A 23,861-nucleotide genomic window follows, 5' to 3' on the forward strand; every position below is an offset into this window, starting at 1 on the left:
CTAACCTCCTACGGTGACCTGGAACCCTTCACGTTCAGCCATTTGACGCATCGATGCAACCTCATCCTCTGTCGGAGGAGTCACCTGCCGCATCCCCCACTCCTGCTCCAGCAGACGGTATTTTGGTTCTCCGTACTGATGGAAAGGTAGCAGGTGCAGTTGCCGTATCCCTGAAGGTATCAGAAACGCGAGCACCCGCGCCATGTTGGTGTCGTTGAGCGTATGGCCTGGAATAAGAGGTACGCGGGGGATTACGTTCACACCCGCTGCCACCAGTTGTAAGAAGTTATCCAGGACTCTGGGCAAATTGATTGCCAGCGAGGCACGTGCCTGATCGGGATCCATCATCTTCAAATCAAACAGCACTTCATCGCACTGTCGGGCCAGAGGCAGTAATCGTGACAAAGGCGCATCACCTGCGGTTTCAATGGCGGTATGTACACCATAGCGACGCAGTCGCTGGAAAAAATGGGTCGCAAAAGAGGCCTGCATCAGAACTTCGCCACCGGAAAGCGTGACCCCACCGCCCGAAGAGCGAAAGAAGACATCGTCCTTCATCACCTCATGTTCAAGCTCATCCAGGGTCACATCCCTGCCGATACGCTCAAACGCACCTGACGGGCACTCATCAGCATCACGCAGACAGGGGGCACAATGCAGACACTTACTTTCCCGGCGTACCGTCTCGATTTTCGGCGAGATTGATTCCGGATTAGCACACCAGGGGCAGCTGTGAGGGCAGCCTTTAAAAAAGACGACCGTGCGGATACCACGTCCGTCATTTAACGAGTAGCGCTGGATGTTGAAAATGCGCGCCATATCGGCGCGCGCTTCAACCACGTTACAACTGATGCGCTGTACGACGGATAATATCATCCTGGATCTCCTTCGACAGCTCAACAAAGAAGGCGCTGTACCCAGCAACGCGTACTACCAGCCCGGCGAAATCCTGCGGGCGTGACTGCGCTTCTCGTAATGTATCCGCATTCACCACGTTGAACTGGACATGCTGTAGTTTTAGCTGGGTAAATGCGCGAAGAAAATCGACCAATTTTTGCAGCCCGGCATCCCCTTCCAGCGTCGCAGGGGTGAACTTCACGTTCAATAGCGTACCATTAGATAACAGATAGTTATCCAGCTTGCTCACCGATTTCAGTACCGCCGTTGGGCCTTGCATATCTTGCCCAAGCATCGGCGAAAGACCGCCATCTGCCAGTTGCTCACCGGCATAGCGGCCATCAGGTGTCGCGCCAACTACGGCTCCCAGTGGCACATGTGCCGATACGGTATAAGATCCCGGCGTGAACTGCCCACCGCGCGGATTCCGGTATTTTTCTACCTCTTTACAGTAGTGGCGCAGCAGTTGAGCGCTGATGTTATCGACATCATCGATATCATTACCGTATTTCTCGAAGCGATTGATCAGGCGGGCACGTACTTTTTCCCCTTCGGAGGTGGCGAAGTTAGCTTTTAACACTGCCAGAAGTTCATCAAAACTTAAGCGTTGCTGTTCAAAGACCAGTCCTTTCAGGGCATGAAGCGAATCGCTTAGATTCGCTATCCCGATCCCCTGAACACCAGAGAAGTTATAGCGCGCCCCCCCCTCAGTAATATCTTTTCCTTTATCCAGACAATCACTTATGAAGGAAGAGAGTAGCGGTACCGGCGCCCAGTCACGATGGCCAATATCACAGATATTGCTTCCCTCAACCATCAGCGCAATGTAGTGATTAATCTTCGCGCGAATGTGCTCAAGCAACCCCTCATAAGTCAGCTCGGTATTTCCCTCATTATCCTGCATGGCAATTTCCATTACTTTCAGCAGGTTAAACATGGCAATATCGTGCAGACCATACGTTTTACCCGGAATCGACAACTCAACGCAGCCGACAACCGCGTAATCACGCGCATCTTCCAGCGACACTCCCCGATTCAAAAAGGCAGGAACAACAACCTCGTCGTTAAAAATCTGCGGAATACCGGTGCCCAGGCGGATTGTCTCGGCGGTTTTGAGCAGAAATGGCCTGTCGATAAGCTCATTCACCCGTACGCCAAGGTTCGGCTGCGGAAGCTGAATGCTCTGGTAGGCATCCAGACACAGGAAAGAAAGTACGTTAACGGCACTTCGCCCGTTTTCGGTCAGCCCGCCCAATAGCGCGGTATAGCCAGTCGGGAAACCAGCGAAATAGCGGGCACTACTGGTCGAACGTAAGAGCACCACGTCATTGCACTTCACCCACAGTGATTCCAGTAGTTCTTTAAGGAATGCAGGCTCTTCACCCTGCGAAAGTGATGCCTGATAAAACGGCAGCATATACTGGTCAAAACGCCCGATTGAGAGGGAACTGGCGTTGGATTCGTACTGTAAAATGACGTTCATGTACCAGAATAGCTGACACGCTTGCCAGAAGGTTTGCGGCTTATGATGTGCGTTATGACGCGAGATTTCGGCAATCTTCAGTAATTCTTCACGCCGGGTGGTTTCACTGAGTTCTGCCGACTCCTCAGCCAGTAATGCATAACGCAAAATATGACGCTGGGACGCTTCAAGAAGGATCAGCGCCGCAGCATAGAAGGTGTTCCTGGTATCGCGGGTGCAGTGGTCACGCATTTCTGCCACCAGTGCATCCAGGCCGTTATTCAACAGGCGCGGGTAATCAATAATGATATGCCCCTGCCCTTTATCCGTCTGGTTAACGCTAAAAATCTGCGTCCCCACCGCGGCTTTAACCTCGTCCGTCATCTGGCTGTTGATAAAATCCTTCATCGACCGCTTTTCCCAGTAGGGATAGAGCAGATCCCGGTAGGTCTGCTTATCTTCATCACTGATGTCGAAGCGGTCCTGTGGCCGGGTAGCAAACTGATCCAGTTCCTGAAGGAGCCAGTAGGGATCCATCTCAGGCGACATAATACCTGCACGCGGTTTGACAGTACGGTTCCCGGCAATCAGTTCCTCATCACGAATCGCGATATTCACGTGGTCAAGAATGTACGCCGTGGCTTTCGCGCGCCTGATAATCGCTGGCTCACCTTCCGTCTGCTGATGGCTGGCAGTGTAGAGCAAAGCACGTTCTAGTGAGATTTCACGCGGGTTGGCAAAGAGTGCGTCTTTCAAACGCTGGGTACGATTCGTCATGAGGGAACTCCTGTAACGGGAAACCAGCCCGCCCCAAAGGGCGGGAGAGCATCAGGCGGTTTGCGCCAGATGGGCATCAATTTTGTTCATGATGGCGTCGGCGCGTTTGACTGCGTCACTGATATTGACGCGAACGATAGTCTTCCCGGCAAAACGCTCTTCAAATTTAATGCCGATATCTTTGGTCAGGATAACCATATCCGCCGCGGCAATATCTTCACTCGTCAGCTCGTTCTCAAGACCAATCGACCCCTGTGTTTCAACCTTCACCTCCCAACCTTTGGCTTTAGCCGCGCTTTCCAGCGCTTCGGCGGCCATGTAGGTATGGGCAACGCCAGACGGACATGCTGTTACTGCGATAATTCGGGCCATGTTCTCTTCCTCATTCAGTTAATTTCGAAATCCAGATCCAGGTCATCCTCTTTTTTCTCGACCTGTTTCGCATTCCTGCGGGCAAGGCTCTTCAGCACGTTGACGCTAATGGCCGTCACCAATGCCCCCACTGCAACCGCTGCGATATAGCCAAACTTGCCTTCCACCACAGGAAGAACGATCAGCCCACCCCATCCGGCATAACACTGTGCCCCCATCACGGCAGCCGTTACCGCACCACACGCAGAGCCCAGCATGATGGAAGGAATAACACGCAAAGGGTCGGCAGCGGCAAACGGAATAGCCCCTTCGGTGACACCCACACAACCCATCACCAGCGCCGCTTTACCCGCTTCACGTTCTTCATCAGTAAAATTTTTACGGTTAATCAGCGTCGCCAGGCCTAAACCCAGTGGTGGAACACAAATACCGACCGCTGCAATCGCCACCACGGTATAGACACCCTGAGCGACGCAAATAAGCATGAAGGCATAAGCCACCTTGTTTATTGGGCCGCCCATATCAAAGGCCAACATGAGTCCGATGATGACGGCCAACACCACGATGCTGCCTTGCTGCATTCCCTGTAGCCATTGCGTTAAGCCCGCCGTTAACGCACCCACAGGTTCGCCCAGCCCCCACATCATGATGCCCGCAGTAATAAAGGTGCCGATGACAGGGATAATGAAAATAGGCATAACGGAGCGCAGGATCTTTGGCACCGGCAGTTTTTTCAGGTACCAGACAACAATCCCACCGAGGAGCCCGGCAATAATGGCCCCGAAGAAACCAGCGCCGAAGCTGTTACCAACCCAGGCCGCTATGGCGCAGGGAGCCAGCGCAGTACGTTCTGCAATGGAATAGCCTATGTAAGCCGCCAGAAAGGGGACCATCAGCGTTAACCCCGCAACGCCGATATCGAACAGTTTTTTCAGGTTGGGATCCGTTGCGGCATCCGGTACAGCGCCCTTGCCATACAGCATGACCGAGACCGCCAGCAAAATGCCGCCCGCGACCACGAACGGGATCATATGTGACACCCCGGTCATCAGATGCTGCCGCGTGTTCTTGAGAATATGCACCAACTCTTTCATATGCCGCTCCTGGACTATATCCATAAAGATGTTGTGGCAAACAATAGGCAATCAGGAAGAGGCCGGACAGGAGACAAAAAGGCCATTTACTGGATTTTTGTAATGTCGAAATAAAAATGCGATCCGCCTCGACATTTCATACCCAGGTCCTATTAAGCAAACCATCACAACCTGTGAGTCAAATCTCACTTTCGAATGGATATTACATTTGTCCAGCTTTTGGCAGATTTGTCACATGGCGCTCTTCATCACCACACTCGTATGCTGTCTGCAATAAATGACTATTGGTTTCAGGAGTGTGTGTATGGCTCTGGTTGTGGAATTTACCTGTGAACTGCCTAACGGCGTTCACGCGCGTCCGGCAAGTCATGTTGAAACGCTGTGCAATACGTTTATCGCGCAAATTGAGTGGCACAACCTGCGTAACGACCGTAAAGGCGATGCCAGGAGTGCACTGGCTCTTATTGGCACCGATACCCTGGCAGGCGATGCCTGTCGTCTGATTATCAACGGCGAAGATGAACAAAGCGCCCATCAGCGGCTGGCACAATGGCTGCGGGATGAGTTTCCGCACTGTGATGCCCCGCTTGCTGAAGCCATCAATACCGAACTTGACCCATTGCCGGAATCACTCACCCGCCTTAACCCCACGCTGTTCCGTGCACTGCCCGTATGCAGCGGCAGTGCACAGGGCATCCTGACAATATTAACGTCGCTGGATCTCAACGCCCTGTCCGATTTACCCGATGCAAAAAGCCCGGAAGAAGAACAGTCTGCGCTGGATAACGGCCTGATTCTGCTGGTGAAAAACATTGAGCTACGTGCGCTGGACACCGACAGTACTGCCAGCGCCATTCTGGAAGCACATCGTTCGCTGGCTACGGACACGTCGCTACGCCAACACCTGCTGGCAGGAGTGAACCAGGGGTTGAGTTGTGCGATGGCAACTATCGCAACAGCGAACCATTTCTGCGGCGAGTTCTCCCGTTCCAGCAGCAGTTATTTGCAGGAACGTGTGCTGGATGTCCGCGATGTCTGCTATCAGCTTTTACAGCAAATCTACGGGGAACAGCGTTTCCCAACGCCAGGACAACTCATCCAGCCGACCATTTGCCTCGCGGATGATTTAACGCCCGGCCAGTTTCTGGAACTTGATAAAACCATGCTCAAAGGGCTGCTGTTAAAAAGCGGCGGAACAACCTCGCATACCGTGATCCTTGCGCGTTCTTTTAATATCCCGACGCTGGTCGGCGTTGATAGTGAAAGCTTGCTTCAGTGGCGTAACCAGCCCGTCTTTGTGGATGGCAATGCTGGCGCTGTTGTGGTCAATGCCTGCGATGCAGTGGCACGCTACTACCGCCAGGAAGAGCGCGTGCAACAAAAGATAAGCGAGCAGCAAAGTCTCTGGCTTAACCGTGAGGCCAGAACAGCCGATGGACTGCGAATCGAGATTGCCGCCAACATTGCCCATGCGGCAGAGGCTCAGGCGGCATTCGGCAACGGCGCAGAGGGGGTTGGCCTGTTCCGCACCGAAATGCTGTATATGGATCGCACCAGCGCACCCGGCGAAAATGAGCTATACAACATTTTCTGTCAGGCGCTTGAATGTGCAAACGGGCGCAGCATTATTGTGCGAACCATGGATATCGGCGGCGACAAGCCGGTGGATTACCTGAACATTCCGGCAGAGAACAACCCCTTCCTCGGCTACCGTGCCGTGCGCATTTATGAAGAGTACTCTGTGCTTTTCGCTACCCAGCTGCGGGCAATCCTGCGTGCCTCCGCGCATGGCAAACTAAAAATCATGATCCCGATGATCTCCTCCATGGAAGAGATCCTGTGGGTAAAAGAAAAACTCGCCGAAGCGAAACAGCAACTTCGCGCCGAACATATTCCGTTTGATGAGAAAATCCCTCTTGGCATCATGCTGGAAGTGCCATCGGTGATGTTCATCATTGACCAGTGCTGCGAAGAGATTGATTTCTTTAGCATCGGCAGCAATGACCTGACGCAGTATCTGCTGGCTGTCGACCGCGACAACGCCAAAGTCACACGGCATTACAACAGTCTGAACCCGGCATTTCTTCGGGCGCTGGATTACGCCGTGCAGGCCGTTCATCGCCAGGGAAAATGGATTGGCTTGTGTGGTGAATTGGGTGCGAAAGGCTCGGTGCTGCCACTGCTGGTTGGCCTGGGGCTGGACGAACTCAGCATGGGCTCGCCTGCCATCCCTGCCACCAAAGCCCGTCTGGCACAACTTGATAGCCGCGCCTGTCGGCAGCTGCTGAACCAGGCGATGGCTTGCCGCACCTCACTCGAAGTAGAACACCTGTTGGCGCAGTTCCGCATGAATCAACAGGACACACCGTTGGTGACGCCGCGCTGCATTTCACTGCATAACGACTGGAACAGTAAGGAAGAGGTCATGAAAGGAATGACCGACAACCTGCTGCTCGCAGGGCGTTGCCGCTATCCCCGCAAGCTGGAGGCCGATTTGTGGGCACGCGAGGCCGTATTCTCCACCGGGCTTGGCTTTAGTTTCGCCATTCCGCACAGCAAATCCGAACATATTGAGCAATCCACCATCAGCGTTGCACGCCTGAAATCCCCGGTTATGTGGGGCGATGAAGAAGCGCAATTCATCATTATGCTCACACTGAACAAACACGCCGCAGGCGACCAGCATATGCGTATTTTCTCCCGCCTGGCTCGTCGCATCATGCATGAAGATTTCCGCAGCGCACTGGTTAACGCCAGCTCAGAAGAGGCAATCGCCTCCCTGTTACAGCACGAATTAGAACTTTAACGAGGAAGAGTAATGGAACTGTATCTGGATACCGCCAACGTGGCGGAAGTTGAACGCCTGGCGCGCATCTTCCCGATTGCGGGTGTTACCACCAACCCAAGTATTGTGGCTGCCAGCCGTGAATCTATCTGGGACGTGCTGCCACGTCTGCAAAAAGCTATCGGGCCGGAAGGCACGCTGTTCGCCCAGACCATGAGCCGTGATGCAGAGGGCATGGTGGCAGAGGCCAAACGCCTGAGTAACGCCATACCGGATATCGTAGTGAAAATCCCGGTGACCGCTCAGGGGCTTATCGCGATCAAAGCGTTGAAAAAAGAGGGGATTACCACGCTAGGCACCGCCGTTTACAGCGCCGCGCAGGGTTTACTGGCCGCACTCGCAGGGGCGAAATATGTCGCACCGTATGTCAACCGCGTTGATGCACAGGGCGGTGATGGCATTCGCATGGTTCAGGAGCTGCAGACTCTGCTGGAACTGCACGCGCCAGAAAGCATGGTGCTGGCCGCCAGTTTTAAAACACCACGACAGGCGCTGGACTGCCTGCTTGCCGGATGTGAAGCAATCACACTTCCTTTAGATGTAGCGCAACAAATGCTCGGCACTCCGGCGGTAGAGTCAGCCATAGAGAAGTTCGAGCAAGACTGGAAAAACGCGTTTGGTAACCTCAACCTCTAAGGGAGAAATGTTATGGACCGTATCATTCAATCGCCGGGGAAATACATCCAGGGCGCTGATGTTCTCACCCGTCTGGGCGACTATCTGAAACCGCTGGCAAAACGTTGGCTGGTAGTTGGCGATAAATTTGTACTGGGTTTTGCCGAAGAGACCCTGCGTGAAAGCTTCAAAAAAGCGGAACTGCACGTCGAAATCGCACCATTTGGCGGCGAATGTTCGCAAAATGAAATCGACCGTCTGAAAAAGCTGGCCGACAGCGCCGACTGCATGGCGGTACTGGGTATTGGCGGCGGTAAAACGCTGGATACCGCTAAAGCACTGGCTCACTTTATGGACGTGCCGGTTGCTATCGCCCCAACCATTGCCTCCACCGATGCACCTTGCAGCGCCCTTTCCGTTATATATACCGACAGCGGTGAGTTCGATCGCTACCTGATGCTGCCACACAACCCGAACATGGTGATTGTCGATACCAAAGTGGTGGCGGGCGCACCAGCACGCCTGCTGGCGGCGGGTATTGGTGATGCACTGGCCACCTGGTTTGAAGCTCGCGCCTGTTCCCGCAGCGGCGCAACCACCATGGCGGGCGGCAAATGTACCCAGGCTGCTTTAGCGCTGGCGGAACTGTGCTACAACACGCTGGTTGAAGAGGGTGAAAAAGCGATGCTGGCAGCGGAACAGCACGTGGTCACACCGGCGCTGGAGCGCATCATCGAAGCCAATACCTATCTCAGCGGCGTCGGTTTTGAGAGCGGCGGGCTGGCAGCAGCACATGCCATTCATAACGGGATGACGGCAGTACCAGAAGCCCACCACTTCTATCACGGTGAAAAAGTGGCGTTCGGCACACTCACACAGCTGGTTCTGGAAAACGCACCGGTTGAAGAGATAGAAACCGTTGCCGCGCTTTGCCACAGCGTAGGGCTGCCAATTACCCTGGCGCAGCTGGATATCAAAGAGAATATTCTGGCGAAAATGCGTCTGATCGCTGAAGCGGCCTGTGCCGAAGGTGAAACCATTCACAACATGCCGGGCGGTGTGTCGCCGGATCAGGTTTACGCCGCGCTGCTGGTTGCAGACCAGTACGGACAGCGGTTCTTACAGGAGTGGGAGTAACAAAAATTGCCGGGTGGCGTAGCCGCCGGGCAAAAAAATCCCCGCTGAAGCGGGGATTTTTATTTACTTCAGGTCAAAACGATCCAAATCCATCACCTTCGCCCATGCCGCAACGAAGTCGCGAACGAACTTCTCGCTGGCATCGCTGCTGGCGTACACTTCAGCCAGTGCGCGCAGGACGGCGTTAGAACCGAATACCAGGTCAGCGCGGGTTGCGGTGTATTTCACATCACCGCTGGCGCGATCGCTACCGGCAAACAGCTCGCTGGACGCATCAGTCGCTTTCCACTGGGTATTCATATCCAGCAGATTCACGAAGAAGTCATTGCTCAGCACACCTTCACGGTCAGTGAACACGCCGTTTTTGCTGCCATCAAAGTTAGCACCCAACACACGCAAACCACCCACCAGCACCGTCAGTTCAGGCGCAGTCAGCGTCAGCTGCTGGGCTTTATCAATCAGCAGCGATTCTGTTGTCGCAGCGTCAACCTGCGCACGGTAGTTGCGGAAGCCATCGGCAATCGGTTCAAGCAGGGTAAACATCTCGATATCCGTCTGGTCCTGACGCGCATCAACACGGCCCGGCGTAAACGGTACGTTAACGTAAACCCCTGCGGCTTTCGCCGCCTGCTCAACACCGACCACACCCGCCAGCACGATGATATCGGCCAGTGAAGCTTTGTTGGTCGTGCGCTGAATAGCTTCCAGCGCTGGCAGGGCACGAACCGCTGCAGCGTTAACATCCCAGTCGCGTTGTGGTGCCAGCGCCAGACGCGCACCGTTGGCGCCGCCGCGCTTATCACCACCACGGAAGGTCGACGCAGACGCCCAGGCAACAGAAACCAGTTCACTGATGGACAGCCCGGATGCCGCGATTTCCGCTTTCAGGCTCTCAATGTCTTCCTTAGAAGGATTGAACACCGCCTGCGGCAGCGGATCCTGCCAAATCAGATCTTCTTTCGGTACTTCCGGGCCAATGTAACGTGATTTTGGCCCCATATCGCGGTGGGTCAGCTTGAACCACGCACGCGCAAAGGCTTCATTGAAGGCCTGCGGATCGTTGAGGAAGCGACGAGAAATCTTCTCGAACTCAGGGTCAAAACGCAGGGTCAGGTCGGTGACCAGCATAGTTGGTTTGCGTTTTTTCGACGGGTCGAATGGGTCAGGCATGATGTCTGGCGCGTTAACGGCTTCAAACTGAATCGCCCCTGCCGGGCTGCGGGTCTGAACCCACTCGAATTTGAACAGGTTCTCGAAGAAGTAATTGCTCCACTGGGTCGGGGTTTGCGACCAGATAACTTCCAGACCAGATGTAATCGCATCAGCCCCCGCTCCGCTGCCAAAACTGCTTGCCCAACCCAGGCCCTGAGATTCAATTGGTGCGGCTTCTGGATCGGCACCCACATGCGTTGCTTCACCGGCACCGTGTGTTTTACCCAGCGTATGGCCGCCGGCAATCAGGGCGACAGTCTCTTCGTCGTCCATTCCCATGTTGCCGAAGGTTGCGCGGATCGCCGCAGCCGCAGACAGCGGTTCGCCGCTGGCGTTTGGCCCTTCCGGGTTGACGTAAATCAGACCCATTTCAGTGGCAGCTAAAGGACGCTTCGCCAGCGCTTCAGGATCGCGATGGGTCAACCAGGCTTTTTCATCACCCCAGTTCACATCCTGATCTGGCTCCCAGACGTCCTCACGCCCGGCACCAAAGCCAAAGGTACGGAAGCCCGAGTTTTCCAGCGCCACGTTACCCGCCAGGATAAACAGGTCAGCCCAGGAAATTTTCTGCCCATATTTCTGTTTGATAGGCCACAACAGGCGGCGTGCTTTATCCAGGCTAACGTTATCTGGCCAGGAGTTCAGCGGCGCAAAGCGCTGTTGACCGCGTCCTGCACCACCGCGTCCGTCAACGGAGCGATAAGTACCAGCACCGTGCCAGGCCATACGAATAAACAGGCCCGCATAGCTGCCCCAGTCGGCAGGCCACCACGGTTGGGAGTCGGTTAAGAGTGCTTTGAGATCGCCCTTGAGGGCTGAGTAGTCGAGCTTGCTGAATTCTTTGCGGTAATCGAAGTCTTCACCCAGTGGGTTCGAACGGCTGGAATGTTGATTCAGAAGATCAACACGAAGTTGCTTAGGCCACCACTCTTTACTGCCGGTGCCAGCACCCGCGCTAAGATCAACGCCGCCCTGATGGAACGGACACTTACCGGCTGATGCCGCTTTATTGGTATCGTCTGACGTGCTCATCGTTGTGCTCCCTTTACAGTATTACTGTTACGATATACGCCCTTATTGATAAGGTATAGTTGGGATAACCCACAGATTCGATAGTTAATTCCGTTTAATTTTACATTGAAAATATGTGACTTTTGTACGTCAAAGGCAGCATTGCTGAACTGGCAGGAAAATAAAACCCTTATAAATCAAAAAACCCTCCGAAGAGGGCTTTTATTTGTTACACGCCAGGTCGAACGCCGAGCGTGTGGCAAATGGCGTAACTCATTTCCGCGCGGTTCAGAGTATAGAAGTGGAAGTCCTTCACCCCTTCACGACTTAAGATCTTCACCATGTCCATCGCGATATTTGCGCCCACCAGCTTGCGTGTTTCCGGGTCATCGTCCAGCCCTTCGTACATTTTAGACATCCAAAGCGGAATGCGCACGTTGGTCATGCCAGCGAATTTTTTCGCCTGTTTGAAGTTAGACACCGGCAAAATGCCAGGAATGATTTCAACGTCGATGCCCGCAGAAACGCAGCGGTCACGAAAACGCAAATAACTTTCTACGTCGAAGAAGAACTGGGTGATGGCGCGGTTTGCCCCGGCATCCACTTTACGTTTCAGGTTGAGCAAATCCGCCTGCGCGCTTTTCGCTTCCGGGTGAACTTCCGGGTACGCGGCAACGGAGATATCAAAGTCCGCCACCTCTTTCAGCAGCGTCACCAGGTCAGCCGCATACATTTCCGGTTTGCCGCTGCCCGGCGGCAGGTCGCCGCGCAGGGCGACGATATGACGAATCCCGTTGTTCCAGTAGTCCTGGGCGATGGCGCGCAGTTCATCGCGGGTAGCATCGATGCAGGTCAGGTGCGGAGCCGCTTCCAGACCGGTTCTGTCTTTGATGCCCTTGATAATGCTGTGCGTGCGGTCACGCTCACCGGAGTTTGCACCGTAAGTCACGGAGACAAATTTCGGTTTCAGGCTGCTCAGGCGATCGATAGAGCTCCACAGGGTTTGCTCCATTTCACTGGTGCGCGGCGGGAAAAATTCAAAAGAGACGTTAATCTGGCCGTTTACTTCGGCCAGGCTCTGATTCAGGGCTTCCCGCTGGTTGGCGTGAAAAAAGCTCATACCTTACCTCATCAATCGCGTGTCGTTGTTTGTTGTGATTCGAACTTCTATACGTTTAGACGTCCAGATGTAAAAATGACGGAAAAGCGGAGTGGCGTCAACAGAAATAATCAACAATAACGGTGAGGATTGCTCAGGGAAGATGAGGGAAGTTCATGATGAAGAGAAGTCCCTCTCCCGGTAGGAGAGGGAATAATTGAGATTACAGCAGCTTAGCCAGACGGTTGATGTCGGACTGAATTGCCCCGGCGGTCACATCGCGACCAGCACCCGGGCCACGGATCACCAGCAGGTTATCGCGATACCAGCGGCTTTCAATCGCAAAAACGTTATCGCACGGCAACAGCGCCGCCAGTGGATGCTCAGGGCGCACCGCTTCAACACCGACTCGCGCTTTACCGTTCGCCTCGAAGCGCGCCACATAGCGCAGCACCAGGCCCATTTCTTGTGCCGCTTCCAGACGTTGCACCATCTGGTCATTCAGCTCGTCACCGTTTTCGAAGAAGTGGTCGACAGAACCTTCCTCACAACCCGCAGGTACCAGTGACTCCACGCGCACTGCGCCCGGCTCGATGTCATACCCAGCTTCACGCGCCAGGATAACCAGTTTACGCATGACGTCTTTCCCGGACAGGTCCACGCGCGGGTCTGGCTCGGTCAGCCCTTGCTGCCACGCCTGATCCACCAGGTCGGTAAAAGGAACCGTGCCATCGAATTGCAGGAACAACCAGGAAAGCGTGCCGGAGAAAATTCCGCTCAGCGCCAGAATACTGTCACCGCTTTCAATCAGATCGCGCACGGTATGGTTAACCGGCAGGCCCGCGCCAACAGTCGCGTTGTACAACCAGTGACGGCCCGTTTTTTCGAACGCGTCATGGATTTGACGGTATTTATCGGTGCTGCTCGCGCCCGCCAGTTTGTTGGCACTAATGACATGGAAGCCGTGGCTGGCGAAATCCAGATACTGATCGGCGAGCTGTTCACTGGCCGTGACGTCCAGCACGACCAGGTCATCATACGGGTGCGCACGCATCCACAGGAACAGTGACTCTTCATCCTGTTCAACCGCTTCATCATTAAAGAAGGCAAGTGCGCGGCTGGCATCCAGACCTTCGTAATTCAGCAGGCTACGGCGGCTGTCCACTACGCCCGCGAGAATAAATTCAAACCCGGTACGCGCTGAAAGCGTCTCTTGCTCACGCGCGAACAGCTCCAGCCAGCGAGAACCGATATTCCCTTTGCCGAACAGCACCAGGCCGATACGCTTTTCCGCGCGGAACAGAGAGGTGTGCAGACCCTGAATCAGGCTCTCAGTTGGTCCTTTACGCAGAACGGCCACCAGACTGATGCCCTCTTCCGACTGCCAGGTAAACTCAACTGGCTGGCCCTTCAGCTGCTGCCAGAAGCGGTGGCAGTGCAGCGGATTACGGGTGACACCTGCGCCCACCATCGCGACCAGCGCCAGCCCCTGACGCAGGCGAAGTTCACCCGGCAGGCCAGCTTCATCAAGAATTTTCAGTGCGCTGTCGGCCACTTCTGCGGTGTAGCAGAATTGCAGCAGCTGGCGATCGTTATGCACGCCAACGGCTAACGGACGCACCTGCGCACGTTTCAGAATAAGGTCGATATCTTTGTGTGCCAGTTTGAAATCCTGGCCGGCTGGCACCTGGAACTCAATCAGGCAGATGTCGTCATGGCTGGTGACGATACGTGCGCCTGTGCCGGAGGCCAGCACACGCTCAATGCGAGTTGAACCTTGATCCGGGGTATAGCTACAGCGCAGTTGCAGGTCGATATCACTGCCCGAAACCGGCTGAAGCGTACGGGCGTGCAGCACCGGAGCAGCCAGACGTGCCAGCTCGCTGGCTTCATCCAGACGCAGCAACGGCAGCAGGCAGGCATCTTTCACTTTGCGCGGATCAGCGCTGTAAACACCCGCCACGTCACTCCAGATAGTCACACGGGAAACACCGGCCAGCGCACCGATTTGTGTTGCAGAGTAGTCAGAGCCATTACGCCCCAGCAGCACGGTTTCACCCGCGTTGCTGCGGCTGATAAAGCCGGTCACCACAATACGTTTGCCCGGGTGCTGCACCAGCAGCTGTTGCAGTAACGGATAAGACAAGCCTTCGTCGACCTGCGGCTGTGCAGCACGCTCAGCGCGCAGGAAGTCGCGCGCATCAAGCCACGCGGCTTCAACACCCTGGTGTTGCAAAACGGACGCCATCAGACGCGCAGACCAGACCTCACCGTGACCCACCACTTCGGCATACACCGCATCGGTAATGCCGCTATCAAGCAGGGCAGCCAGGCGCTCAAGGTCATGAGTAAATGCGGAAATCAGCCCATCAGCGACCTCGGCTGGCAGCAAGCCGGCAATGAGTTCGCTCTGGTAACGACGTAAGGATTGTTGAACCTGATGCGCAGAAAGGCGATCGGTCTGGCTTAATTTCAGCCAGCTAATCAACTGGTTGGTGGTGCTGCCAGCCGCAGAGACAACCATCATGTCACCCGGCTGTGAATACTCTGTCATGATCCCTGCGACACGCAGGTAACATTTCACATCAGCAAGACTACTACCACCAAACTTGTGCAGCTGACGACCCTTCGCCCCTGCCTGCGCTATCACACTCATGATTACCCCTTGGCTGCGACCTGGAAGCCATTTTCCAGATCGGCAATTAAATCTTCAGAATCTTCAATACCGGTTGAAATACGCAGCAGCGTTTCAGAAATACCGGCGGCGGCACGTGCTTCGGGTGCCATCCCTGCGTGCGTCATGGTCGCGGCGTGGGAGATCAAGCTTTCGACCCCACCTAATGATTCCGCCAGCGTAAACAATGACAGCCCGCTCAGGAAGCGACGCAGCGTTTGCTCATCGCCATCCAGTTCAAAGCTTAACATCGCGCCAAAACCCTTCTGTTGACGCGCGGCAAACTCATGCCCCTGATTTTCCGGCAGCGATGGATGATACAATTTTTTCACCAGCGGCTGCGTTTTCAGGAAATCGACAATCGCCAGGGCATTACGCTGAGCCGCTTCCATGCGCGGCGACAGCGTGCGAATGCCACGTAACAACAGGTAGCTATCAAAGGCGCTTGCGGTGACGCCAATGTTATTGGCCCACCATGCCAGTTCGGTGACAACGTCGGGATCTTTTGCAATCACCACGCCCGCCACCACATCAGAGTGCCCATTCAGATATTTAGTGCATGAATGCAATACAAGATCTGCACCCAGTGCCAGTGGGTTCTGGAGGGCCGGACTGAGGAACGTATTATCCACTACACTTATCGCTCCCGCATCCCTTGCGAGCTGACAAATTTTGGTAATATCGACAACGCGCAACAATGGATTGCTTGGGCTTTCCACCAGAACCAGCTTTGGTTTCTCTGCCAGCGCCTGTTTCAGGGCTTGTTCGTCGTTTTGATCAACAAACAACACGCGATAACAGCCCCGTTTTGCCAGGCTGTCGAACAGACGATAGCTGCCGCCATAACAGTCGTGCGGCGCAACCAGCAGATCGCCAGGTTTCAGGAAGACCGTTGTCACCAGATGGATGGCAGACATACCGGTGTTGGTTAACACCGCACCTGCGCCACCTTCCAGCTCCGCCAGCGCGCGCTGGGTAACATCGCGCGTAGGGTTGCCACGACGGGAATAGTCGTGCGCACGGGGTTCATTAAATCCGGTGAAATTGTAAGTACTGGAAAGATGAATCGGCGGGACAACACAGCCGTACTGCTCGTCATCATTCAATCCGCTACGCACTGCGATGGTGGCCTGTTTACGCGTCATGGTGAAGGCTTCCTGGCTTATTAGGTGAAAAGTCAGCCACCAGAGTAAACATTGAAAGTATGGACGTCAATACATCTGGACATCTAAACTTCTTTGCGTATAGATTGAGCAATGCGCAAATAGCCGTTAAAATTATATGCTTTAGTGCACGCCGCAGTGCCAATATCCGTGCCACGGTAGTGTCTCTACGGTAAACTACGCAAGATTACGGTCCAAAACACTCCTTATTACAGGGTTTTGCACCTTTAGATTAATGACTGAGAGGATTAAAGGTATCTCATGGCTGAATGGAGCGGCGAATATATCAGCCCATACGCTGAGCACGGTAAGAAGAGTGAACAAGTAAAGAAAATTACGGTTTCCATTCCTCTGAAGGTGTTGAAGATCCTCACCGATGAACGTACGCGTCGTCAGGTGAACAACCTGCGTCACGCGACCAACAGCGAATTGCTGTGTGAAGCATTTTTACATGCGTTTACCGGTCAACCGTTGCCGAATGATGAAGACCTGCGTAAAGAGCGCAGCGATGAAATCCCGGAAGAGGCAAAGGTGATTATGCGTGAACTGGGTATCGACCCGGATACGTGGGAATACTGATTTGCAGAGACAAAAAAGGCACCTTTCGGTGCCTTTTTTTCGGGAAACTTATTTAGCGCCCGGGATGCTGAAACGCTTGTTGAAGCGGTCAACACGGCCACCGGTTGCAACATCACGCTGCTTACCAGTGAAGAACGGGTGGCATTTGCCGCACACGTCCAGGTTCAGATCGTGACCCACGGTGGAGCGGATCTGGATAGAGTTACCGCAAGAGCAGTTTGCAGTAATCATTTCGTATTTCGGGTGAATATCTTTTTTCATGGGAGAACCTCAGTTAAGGCCGCGTCGCTCTTCCAGCCCTAACGCCAGACACCACGCGATGTTAATAGTATAGGTTTTGACACTGCATAAAGCGCATCAAAGGCGGCGAATCATACAGAATTTGACCAGCGTATGCAAACTGATCCGCACGCCGCTTTTACTAATGTGTATACTAACGCGCCACTTTTCAAGTCAGGAAGATTCGATGCCCGTCGCTCACGTTGCCCTGCCCGTTCCGCTTCCCCGCACCTTTGACTATCTGCTGCCCGACAGCATGAATGCCAAAGCGGGCTGTCGCGTGACCGTGCCCTTTGGCAAGCAGCAGCGCGTGGGGATCGTGGTTTCCGTCAGCGATAAAAGTGAGCTTCCTGTTAATGAGCTGAAAGCCGTTGCAGAAGTGCTGGATAACGAGCCGGTCTACTCAACGAGCACCTGGCGGCTGTTGCTGTGGGCGGCGGAATACTATCACCACCCGATTGGCGATGTTCTGTTCCATGCCCTACCCATTTTACTGCGCCAGGGTAAGAGCGCCAGCCACGCGCCGATGTGGTACTGGTTCGCCACCGAACAGGGGCAAGCGGTAGACATTAACAGTCTGAAGCGTTCCCCTAAACAGCAACAGGCGCTGGCAGCCCTGCGCCAAAGGCGCATCTGGCGCCATCAGGTTGAAGAGCTGGACTTTACTGACGCGGCACTTCAGGCACTGCGTAAAAAAGGGTTGTGCGAGCTGGCAAGCGAAGCGCCCGCCCTTTATGACTGGCGCGACAGTTTTTCCGTTTCCGGGGATCGTCTGCGCCTGAATACCGAACAGGCTACCGCCGTGGGGGCGATTCACAGCGCCGCCGACCATTTTTCCGCCTGGTTGCTGGCAGGTGTTACGGGTTCCGGCAAAACCGAAGTCTATCTTAGCGTGCTGGAAAATGTGCTCTCTCAGGGCAAGCAGGCGCTGGTCATGGTGCCGGAAATCGGCCTGACGCCTCAAACCATCGCCCGTTTTCGTGAACGTTTTAATGCGCCGGTGGAAGTCCTGCACTCCGGCCTGAACGACAGCGAACGCCTCAGCGCGTGGCTCAAAGCGAAAAACGGTGAAGCTGCCATTGTCATTGGCACGCGCTCGTCGCTGTTCACCCCGTTTAAAAATCTGGGCGTCATCGTAATAGATGAAGAGCATGACAGCTCCTATAAACAGCAGGAAGGCTGGCGCTATCATGCTCGCGACCTGGCCGTTTATCGCGCTCACAGCGAGCAGATCCCGATTATTCTCGGCTCCGCCACGCCTGCGCTGGAAACGCTGCACAACGTCCGCCAGCGTAAATATCACATGCTGCGCCTGACACGCCGCGCGGGGAACGCCCGCCCGGCCATTCAGCATGTGCTGGATTTGAAAGGTCAGCAGGTGCAGGCCGGGTTAGCGCCTGCATTGATCACCCGAATGCGCCAGCATTTGCAGGCCGGGAATCAGGTGATCCTGTTCCTGAACCGACGCGGATTTGCCCCGGCGCTGCTCTGCCATGACTGCGGATGGATTGCGGAGTGCCCACGCTGCGACCACTACTACACGCTTCACCAGGCACAACGCCATTTACGCTGCCACCACTGCGACAGCCAAAGACCTATCCCGCGCCAATGCCCGTCTTGTGGCTCGACGCACATGGTGCCGGTCGGCCTGGGGACGGAACAGCTGGAGCAAGCACTGGCCCCGTTCTTCCCGGATGTTCCCATTTCACGTATCGACCGGGACACCACCAGCCGCAAAGGCGCGCTTGAGCAACAGCTCGCGGAAGTGCATCGCGGTGGTGCGCGTATATTGATTGGGACTCAGATGCTGGCCAAAGGGCACCACTTCCCGGATGTCACGCTGGTCGCCCTGCTGGATGTGGATGGCGCGTTGTTCTCTGCCGATTTCCGCTCCGCCGAACGTTTTGCCCAGCTCTATACCCAGGTGGCCGGTCGCGCCGGTCGCGCCGGGAAGCAGGGAGAAGTGGTGCTACAAACCCACCACCCGGAACACCCTCTGTTGCAAACCTTGCTGCATAAAGGCTATGACGCGTTTGCCGAACAAGCCCTGGCTGAGCGTCAGACCCTGCAACTGCCGCCGTGGACCAGCCACGTGATCATCCGCGCGGAAGATCATAATAATCAGCAGGCACCGCTGTTCCTCCAGCAGCTCCGCAATCTGCTGCAAGCCAGCCCACTGGTGGATAACCAGCTGTGGATTTTAGGGCCTGTTCCTGCGCTGGCACCCAAGCGGGGTGGGCGTTTCCGCTGGCAAATTTTATTGCAGCACCCCTCGCGTATACGCTTACAACATGTTGTCAGCAGTACGCTGGCATTGATAAATACCCTGCCGGAAGCGCGTAAGGTTAAGTGGGTCCTGGATGTTGATCCCATTGAAGGCTAAGCCTCTGTTGCGAGACGGATCGAAAAAATTTAACCTTCCTCACACTTTTTATGAAAATTCTGTAACCGCTCTCATAAACTATCTGTAAAAATGAGGTGTCAGAAGTTCGGTGTTCATGCGAGGAGAAGACGTGAAGTCCAGGAAAGAGGTTGCCACGGCGACCATGAAAGACGTTGCCCAGAAAGCACAGGTATCTACGGCAACCGTGTCCCGCGCATTAATGAACCCGGATAAAGTCTCCCAGGCGACACGCAATCGGGTAGAGCAGGCGGCGCTGGAAGTCGGCTATTTCCCGCAGGCAATGGGACGTAACGTTAAGCGCAATGAATCGCGCACGATACTGGTGATAGTGCCGGACATCTGCGATCCCTTCTTTAGCGAAATCATCCGCGGTATTGAAGTGACCGCTGCCGAACAAGGCTATCTGGTGCTGATTGGGGACTGCGCTCACCAGAATCAGCAGGAAAAAACCTTTATTGACCTCATTATCACCAAGCAGATCGACGGAATGTTACTGCTCGGCTCACGCCTGCCCTTTGATGCCAGCATTGAAGAACAGCGCAATTTACCGCCGATGGTGATGGCGAACGAATTCGCCCCAGAGCTGGAACTGCCGACGGTGCATATCGACAACCTCACCGCAGCCTTTAACGCGGTGAACTATCTTCAGGATCTGGGGCACAAACGCATTGGCTGTATCGCCGGGCCAGAAGAGATGCCGCTGTGTCACTACCGCTTACAAGGCTACGTTCAGGCTCTGCGCCGTACCGGCGCGACGGTCGACCCGCATTATATTGCGCGCGGGGATTTCACCTTTGAAGCCGGTGGGCTGGCGCTGGAAAAACTGCTGGCGCTGCCGGAACCGCCAACGGCGGTATTCTGCCACAGTGATGTGATGGCGCTGGGTGCGTTATCTTATGCCAAACGCCGTGGTCTGCGCGTGCCAAAAGATCTGTCAATTATCGGGTTCGATAATATTTCTCTATCAGAATTTTGCGATCCACCGCTTTCAACCGTCGCGCAACCGCGCTACCAGATTGGTCGCGAAGCGATGCTCCTTCTGCTGGATCAGCTGCATGGTCAGACAGTTAGTAGCGGGTCACGTCTGCTGGATTGCGAACTGATTGTGCGCGGCACTACCCAGGCATTGACTTAAAGTAAACGCCTTTAGGACACCCTTATCTGGTCAAAGCCCCGCCGCTTAAGTAACATGGCGGGCTGACGAACGAATAAATACAGCGAAACGATAGTGGCACAACGAGATTATGTACGTCGCGGCCAGCCGGCACCTTCGCGACGCAAAAAGAGTAGCTCAAGGAATAAGCAACGTAGCCTGCCTGCTGTCTCCCCGGCGATGGTCGCTATTGCCGCGGCCGTAGTGGTAGCCTTTATCGGTGGCCTGTACTTTATTACTCACCATAAGAAAGAAGATGCCGAGGCGCTTCAGGGCAACAAGGTTGCCGGGAATGGCTTACCGCCAAAACCTGAAGAGCGCTGGCGCTATATCAAAGAGCTGGAAAGTCGCCAGCCAGGCGTTCGCGCACCTACTGAGCCTTCTGCCGGTGGTGAAGTCGTGAACGCGAATCAGCTGACCGACGAACAGCGTCAATTATTGGCCCAGATGCAGGCCGACATGCGCCAGCAGCCGACACAGCTGAACGAAGTGCCGTGGAATGAACAAACGCCAGCACAACGCCAGCAAACGCTGCAACGTCAGCGCCAGGCACAGTTGCTGAGCCAACAGCAGCAACAGCAGCAACCACAACAGCAGTGGACGCAAACTCAGCCAGTACAGCAGCCTCGCACGCAGCCGCGTGTGGCAGAGCAGCCTTACCAGCAGCCACAGCAGCAAACGCGTACCGCACAGGCACAACCTGTTCAGGCGCCTAAGGCACAAACGCAGAAACAGGCGACTCAGGCCCAGGCGTATCAGGATCTGTTGCAGACCCCTACGCACACCACGGCACAGCAACCGAAGACGCAACAGGCCGCCCCGGTGACCAAAGAGACGGAAGCGCCTAAGCAAACGGCTGAGAAAAAAGACGAGCGCCGTTGGATGGTTCAGTGCGGTTCGTTTAAAGGTGCAGAGCAGGCCGAAACGGTACGTGCTCAGCTGGCATTTGAAGGATTTGATTCACGCATCACCACCAACAATGGCTGGAACCGCGTGGTGATTGGCCCGGTCAAAGGCAAAGAAAATGCCGATGGCACTATCTCCCGTTTGAAAGTTGCCGGTCACACAAACTGCATTCGACTCGCTTCCGGGGGTTGAAACCCCCAAAATCCCCCCCATTTATCATTTAATTCAGCCCTGAGCACTGGCTCAGGGCTTCTGTTTCCCGAATCTGTAACCAGGGGGTCTGCTCGTGACAACAATAGTAAGTGTACGCCGTAACGGCCAAGTGGTAATCGCCGGTGATGGCCAGGCCACGCTGGGTAATACCGTCATGAAAGGCAACGTGAAGAAAGTGCGTCGTCTCTACAACGACAAAGTGATCGCCGGTTTTGCAGGCGGTACCGCTGATGCCTTCACGCTGTTTGAACTGTTTGAACGCAAACTGGAAATGCACCAGGGTCATCTGGTGAAAGCCGCCGTTGAGCTGGCGAAAGACTGGCGTACCGATCGTATGCTGCGCAAGCTCGAAGCCCTGCTGGCTGTGGCCGATGAAACCGCTTCGCTGATTATCACCGGTAACGGTGACGTTATTCAGCCCGAAAATGACCTGATTGCTATCGGCTCTGGCGGCCCCTACGCCCAGGCTGCTGCCCGCGCGCTGTTGGAAAATACCGACATGAACGCACGCGATATCGCGGTGAAGGCGTTGGATATTGCAGGTGATATCTGCATCTATACCAACCACAACCACACCATCGAAGAATTGACCTCCAAAGCGTAAGGATCTCCCATGTCTGAAATGACCCCACGCGAAATTGTCAGCGAACTGAACAAACACATTATCGGCCAGGATAACGCGAAGCGTTCCGTGGCTATCGCCCTGCGTAACCGCTGGCGTCGTATGCAGCTCGATGAAGAGCTGCGTCACGAAGTGACCCCAAAAAACATTCTGATGATCGGCCCGACCGGTGTCGGTAAAACCGAAATCGCCCGCCGTCTGGCGAAGCTGGCCAACGCGCCGTTCATCAAAGTGGAAGCGACCAAGTTCACCGAAGTGGGCTATGTTGGTAAAGAAGTGGATTCTATCATCCGCGATCTGACCGACTCCGCTATCAAGATGGTGCGCGTCCAGGCCATCGAGAAAAACCGCTATCGTGCCGAAGAGATGGCTGAAGAGCGCATTCTCGACGTGCTGATCCCACCGGCTAAAAACAACTGGGGCCAGTCTGAACAGCAAGCTGAGCCATCTGCCGCACGCCAGGCATTCCGCAAAAAACTGCGTGAAGGGCAACTGGACGACAAAGAGATTGAGATCGATCTTGCTGCCGCGCCGATGGGTGTTGAAATCATGGCACCTCCAGGTATGGAAGAGATGACCAGCCAGTTGCAGTCCATGTTCCAGAACCTGGGCGGCCAGAAGCAGAAAGCGCGTAAGCTGAAAATCAAGGACGCACTGAAGCTGCTTATCGAAGAAGAAGCGGCAAAACTGGTGAACCCGGAAGAGCTGAAGCAAGATGCAATCGATGCGGTTGAGCAGCACGGTATCGTGTTTATCGACGAAATCGACAAAATCTGTAAGCGTGGCGGCAACAGTTCCGGCCCGGATGTGTCCCGTGAAGGCGTTCAGCGCGACCTGCTGCCTTTGGTTGAAGGCTGCACCGTCTCCACCAAGCACGGTATGGTGAAAACTGACCATATCCTGTTTATCGCGTCAGGCGCATTCCAGGTTGCCAGCCCGTCCGACCTGATCCCGGAATTGCAGGGTCGTCTGCCAATCCGTGTAGAGCTTCAGGCACTGACTACGGAAGATTTCGAACGTATCCTGACCGAACCAAACGCCTCTGCTACCGTACAGTACAAAGCGCTGATGGCGACCGAAGGGGTTAACCTTGAGTTCACCGAAGACGGTATCAAACGTATCGCCCAGGCCGCATGGCAGGTGAATGAAACCACCGAGAACATCGGTGCGCGTCGTCTGCACACCGTACTGGAACGCCTGGTGGAAGATATCTCTTATGATGCGAGCGACCTGAACGGTCAAAGCATTACCATTGACGCAGAATATGTGAGTAAACATCTGGATGCGTTAGTGGCAGATGAAGATCTGAGCCGTTTTATCCTATAATCGCGGTTACTGCATTCTCAT

18 protein-coding genes are annotated in these 23,861 nt (G+C 54.8%); 9 read left to right on the plus strand and 9 right to left on the minus strand.

The features are described from left to right. Genes HV107_RS09490 through HV107_RS09505 form a run of 4 tightly spaced genes read right to left on the minus strand, consistent with a single transcriptional unit; the run spans nt 1 to nt 4,602 of the window. Nucleotides 1-876: a [formate-C-acetyltransferase]-activating enzyme gene (locus HV107_RS09490; RefSeq protein ID WP_182062982.1), complete on the minus strand. Its 876-nt coding sequence runs from the start codon at nt 874-876 to the stop codon at nt 1-3. After that, the gene (locus tag HV107_RS09495; RefSeq protein WP_182062983.1) at nt 842-3,136 is read right to left on the minus strand and encodes a formate C-acetyltransferase; all 2,295 of its coding nucleotides are present in this window, start codon (nt 3,134-3,136) and stop codon (nt 842-844) included. The genes HV107_RS09490 and HV107_RS09495 overlap by 35 nt, the downstream gene beginning before the upstream one ends. A 51-nt stretch (nt 3,137-3,187) precedes the next feature. Beyond that, on the minus strand, nt 3,188-3,508 hold the full coding sequence (locus HV107_RS09500; RefSeq protein ID WP_166718497.1) for a PTS fructose-like transporter subunit IIB: 321 nt from the start codon (nt 3,506-3,508) through the stop codon (nt 3,188-3,190). Nucleotides 3,509-3,522: 14 nt separating this feature from the next. Beyond that, nucleotides 3,523-4,602 (minus strand): PTS fructose transporter subunit EIIC, encoded by a 1,080-nt coding sequence (locus tag HV107_RS09505; RefSeq protein ID WP_182062984.1) that lies wholly within the window; start codon nt 4,600-4,602, stop codon nt 3,523-3,525. Nucleotides 4,603-4,906: 304 nt separating this feature from the next. On the opposite strand from HV107_RS09505, the gene ptsP reads away from it, so the two are divergent. From ptsP to HV107_RS09520, 3 genes are read left to right on the plus strand one after another with little or no spacing between them, the layout of a single operon-like run. Then, entirely contained in the window at nt 4,907-7,408 is a 2,502-nt protein-coding gene (ptsP, locus tag HV107_RS09510) for a phosphoenolpyruvate--protein phosphotransferase (protein ID WP_182062985.1), read from the plus strand. A 12-nt stretch (nt 7,409-7,420) separates the two neighbouring features. Further along, nucleotides 7,421-8,083, plus strand: a complete 663-nt coding sequence (gene fsa, locus HV107_RS09515; protein WP_182062986.1) for a fructose-6-phosphate aldolase — start codon at nt 7,421-7,423, stop codon at nt 8,081-8,083. 12 nt (nt 8,084-8,095) lie between these two features. Next, nucleotides 8,096-9,199 (plus strand): glycerol dehydrogenase, encoded by a 1,104-nt coding sequence (locus HV107_RS09520; protein WP_182062987.1) that lies wholly within the window; start codon nt 8,096-8,098, stop codon nt 9,197-9,199. A 63-nt stretch (nt 9,200-9,262) separates the two neighbouring features. On the opposite strand, the gene katG is transcribed toward HV107_RS09520, so the two are convergent. The 4 genes from katG to metB form a co-directional block, all read right to left on the minus strand. Next, nucleotides 9,263-11,443, minus strand: coding sequence for a catalase/peroxidase HPI (gene katG, locus HV107_RS09525; protein WP_182062988.1), 2,181 nt, complete (start codon nt 11,441-11,443; stop codon nt 9,263-9,265). A gap of 208 nt (nt 11,444-11,651) precedes the next feature. Continuing rightward, nucleotides 11,652-12,542: a methylenetetrahydrofolate reductase gene (gene metF, locus HV107_RS09530; RefSeq protein WP_182062989.1), complete on the minus strand. Its 891-nt coding sequence runs from the start codon at nt 12,540-12,542 to the stop codon at nt 11,652-11,654. 202 nt (nt 12,543-12,744) lie between these two features. Next, nucleotides 12,745-15,177: a bifunctional aspartate kinase/homoserine dehydrogenase II gene (locus HV107_RS09535; RefSeq protein WP_182062990.1), complete on the minus strand. Its 2,433-nt coding sequence runs from the start codon at nt 15,175-15,177 to the stop codon at nt 12,745-12,747. Between the two features lie 2 nt (nt 15,178-15,179). Then, the gene (gene metB / locus HV107_RS09540) at nt 15,180-16,340 is read right to left on the minus strand and encodes a cystathionine gamma-synthase (protein ID WP_182062991.1); all 1,161 of its coding nucleotides are present in this window, start codon (nt 16,338-16,340) and stop codon (nt 15,180-15,182) included. A gap of 279 nt (nt 16,341-16,619) precedes the next feature. On the opposite strand from metB, the gene metJ reads away from it, so the two are divergent. After that, nucleotides 16,620-16,937 (plus strand): met regulon transcriptional regulator MetJ, encoded by a 318-nt coding sequence (gene metJ, locus HV107_RS09545; RefSeq protein ID WP_007369220.1) that lies wholly within the window; start codon nt 16,620-16,622, stop codon nt 16,935-16,937. Between the two features lie 48 nt (nt 16,938-16,985). On the opposite strand, the gene rpmE is transcribed toward metJ, so the two are convergent. Further along, nucleotides 16,986-17,198, minus strand: coding sequence for a 50S ribosomal protein L31 (gene rpmE / locus HV107_RS09550; protein ID WP_014072341.1), 213 nt, complete (start codon nt 17,196-17,198; stop codon nt 16,986-16,988). A 205-nt stretch (nt 17,199-17,403) separates the two neighbouring features. Between rpmE and priA the strand changes: the two genes are divergently transcribed. The 5 genes from priA (at nt 17,404) to hslU (ending at nt 23,840) form a co-directional block, all read left to right on the plus strand. Further along, a complete protein-coding gene (priA, locus tag HV107_RS09555) occupies nt 17,404-19,599 on the plus strand; it encodes a primosomal protein N' (protein WP_182062992.1) in 2,196 nt (731 codons plus the stop codon). A 130-nt stretch (nt 19,600-19,729) separates the two neighbouring features. Next, nucleotides 19,730-20,755 carry a DNA-binding transcriptional regulator CytR gene (gene cytR / locus HV107_RS09560; protein ID WP_182062993.1) on the plus strand — a complete coding sequence of 342 codons (1,026 nt, stop codon included), beginning with the start codon at nt 19,730-19,732 and terminating at the stop codon, nt 20,753-20,755. A 93-nt stretch (nt 20,756-20,848) separates the two neighbouring features. Further along, nucleotides 20,849-21,871 (plus strand): cell division protein FtsN, encoded by a 1,023-nt coding sequence (gene ftsN / locus HV107_RS09565; protein WP_182062994.1) that lies wholly within the window; start codon nt 20,849-20,851, stop codon nt 21,869-21,871. 94 nt (nt 21,872-21,965) lie between these two features. Then, entirely contained in the window at nt 21,966-22,496 is a 531-nt protein-coding gene (hslV, locus tag HV107_RS09570) for an ATP-dependent protease subunit HslV (RefSeq protein ID WP_014072345.1), read from the plus strand. 9 nt (nt 22,497-22,505) lie between these two features. Beyond that, nucleotides 22,506-23,840, plus strand: coding sequence for an HslU--HslV peptidase ATPase subunit (gene hslU / locus HV107_RS09575; protein WP_182062995.1), 1,335 nt, complete (start codon nt 22,506-22,508; stop codon nt 23,838-23,840). Nucleotides 23,841-23,861 lie beyond the last annotated feature (21 nt).

Source organism: Enterobacter sp. RHBSTW-00175 (genome assembly GCF_013927005.1).
In the GTDB taxonomy this organism is placed as follows: domain Bacteria; phylum Pseudomonadota; class Gammaproteobacteria; order Enterobacterales; family Enterobacteriaceae; genus Enterobacter.

What these genes read in the sequence shown, in the direction of transcription:
- HV107_RS09520 (WP_182062987.1), top strand. Translation starts at nt 8,096, where the DNA reads ATGGACCGTATCATTCAATCGCCGGGGAAATACATCCAGGGCGCTGAT.
- HV107_RS09500 (WP_166718497.1), bottom strand. Translation starts at nt 3,508, where the DNA reads ATGGCCCGAATTATCGCAGTAACAGCATGTCCGTCTGGCGTTGCCCAT.
- metB (WP_182062991.1), bottom strand. Translation starts at nt 16,340, where the DNA reads ATGACGCGTAAACAGGCCACCATCGCAGTGCGTAGCGGATTGAATGAT.
- metJ (WP_007369220.1), top strand. Translation starts at nt 16,620, where the DNA reads ATGGCTGAATGGAGCGGCGAATATATCAGCCCATACGCTGAGCACGGT.
- ptsP (WP_182062985.1), top strand. Translation starts at nt 4,907, where the DNA reads ATGGCTCTGGTTGTGGAATTTACCTGTGAACTGCCTAACGGCGTTCAC.
- hslU (WP_182062995.1), top strand. Translation starts at nt 22,506, where the DNA reads ATGTCTGAAATGACCCCACGCGAAATTGTCAGCGAACTGAACAAACAC.
- fsa (WP_182062986.1), top strand. Translation starts at nt 7,421, where the DNA reads ATGGAACTGTATCTGGATACCGCCAACGTGGCGGAAGTTGAACGCCTG.
- HV107_RS09505 (WP_182062984.1), bottom strand. Translation starts at nt 4,602, where the DNA reads ATGAAAGAGTTGGTGCATATTCTCAAGAACACGCGGCAGCATCTGATG.
- priA (WP_182062992.1), top strand. Translation starts at nt 17,404, where the DNA reads ATGCCCGTCGCTCACGTTGCCCTGCCCGTTCCGCTTCCCCGCACCTTT.
- rpmE (WP_014072341.1), bottom strand. Translation starts at nt 17,198, where the DNA reads ATGAAAAAAGATATTCACCCGAAATACGAAATGATTACTGCAAACTGC.
- HV107_RS09490 (WP_182062982.1), bottom strand. Translation starts at nt 876, where the DNA reads ATGATATTATCCGTCGTACAGCGCATCAGTTGTAACGTGGTTGAAGCG.
- HV107_RS09535 (WP_182062990.1), bottom strand. Translation starts at nt 15,177, where the DNA reads ATGAGTGTGATAGCGCAGGCAGGGGCGAAGGGTCGTCAGCTGCACAAG.
- HV107_RS09495 (WP_182062983.1), bottom strand. Translation starts at nt 3,136, where the DNA reads ATGACGAATCGTACCCAGCGTTTGAAAGACGCACTCTTTGCCAACCCG.
- metF (WP_182062989.1), bottom strand. Translation starts at nt 12,542, where the DNA reads ATGAGCTTTTTTCACGCCAACCAGCGGGAAGCCCTGAATCAGAGCCTG.
- katG (WP_182062988.1), bottom strand. Translation starts at nt 11,443, where the DNA reads ATGAGCACGTCAGACGATACCAATAAAGCGGCATCAGCCGGTAAGTGT.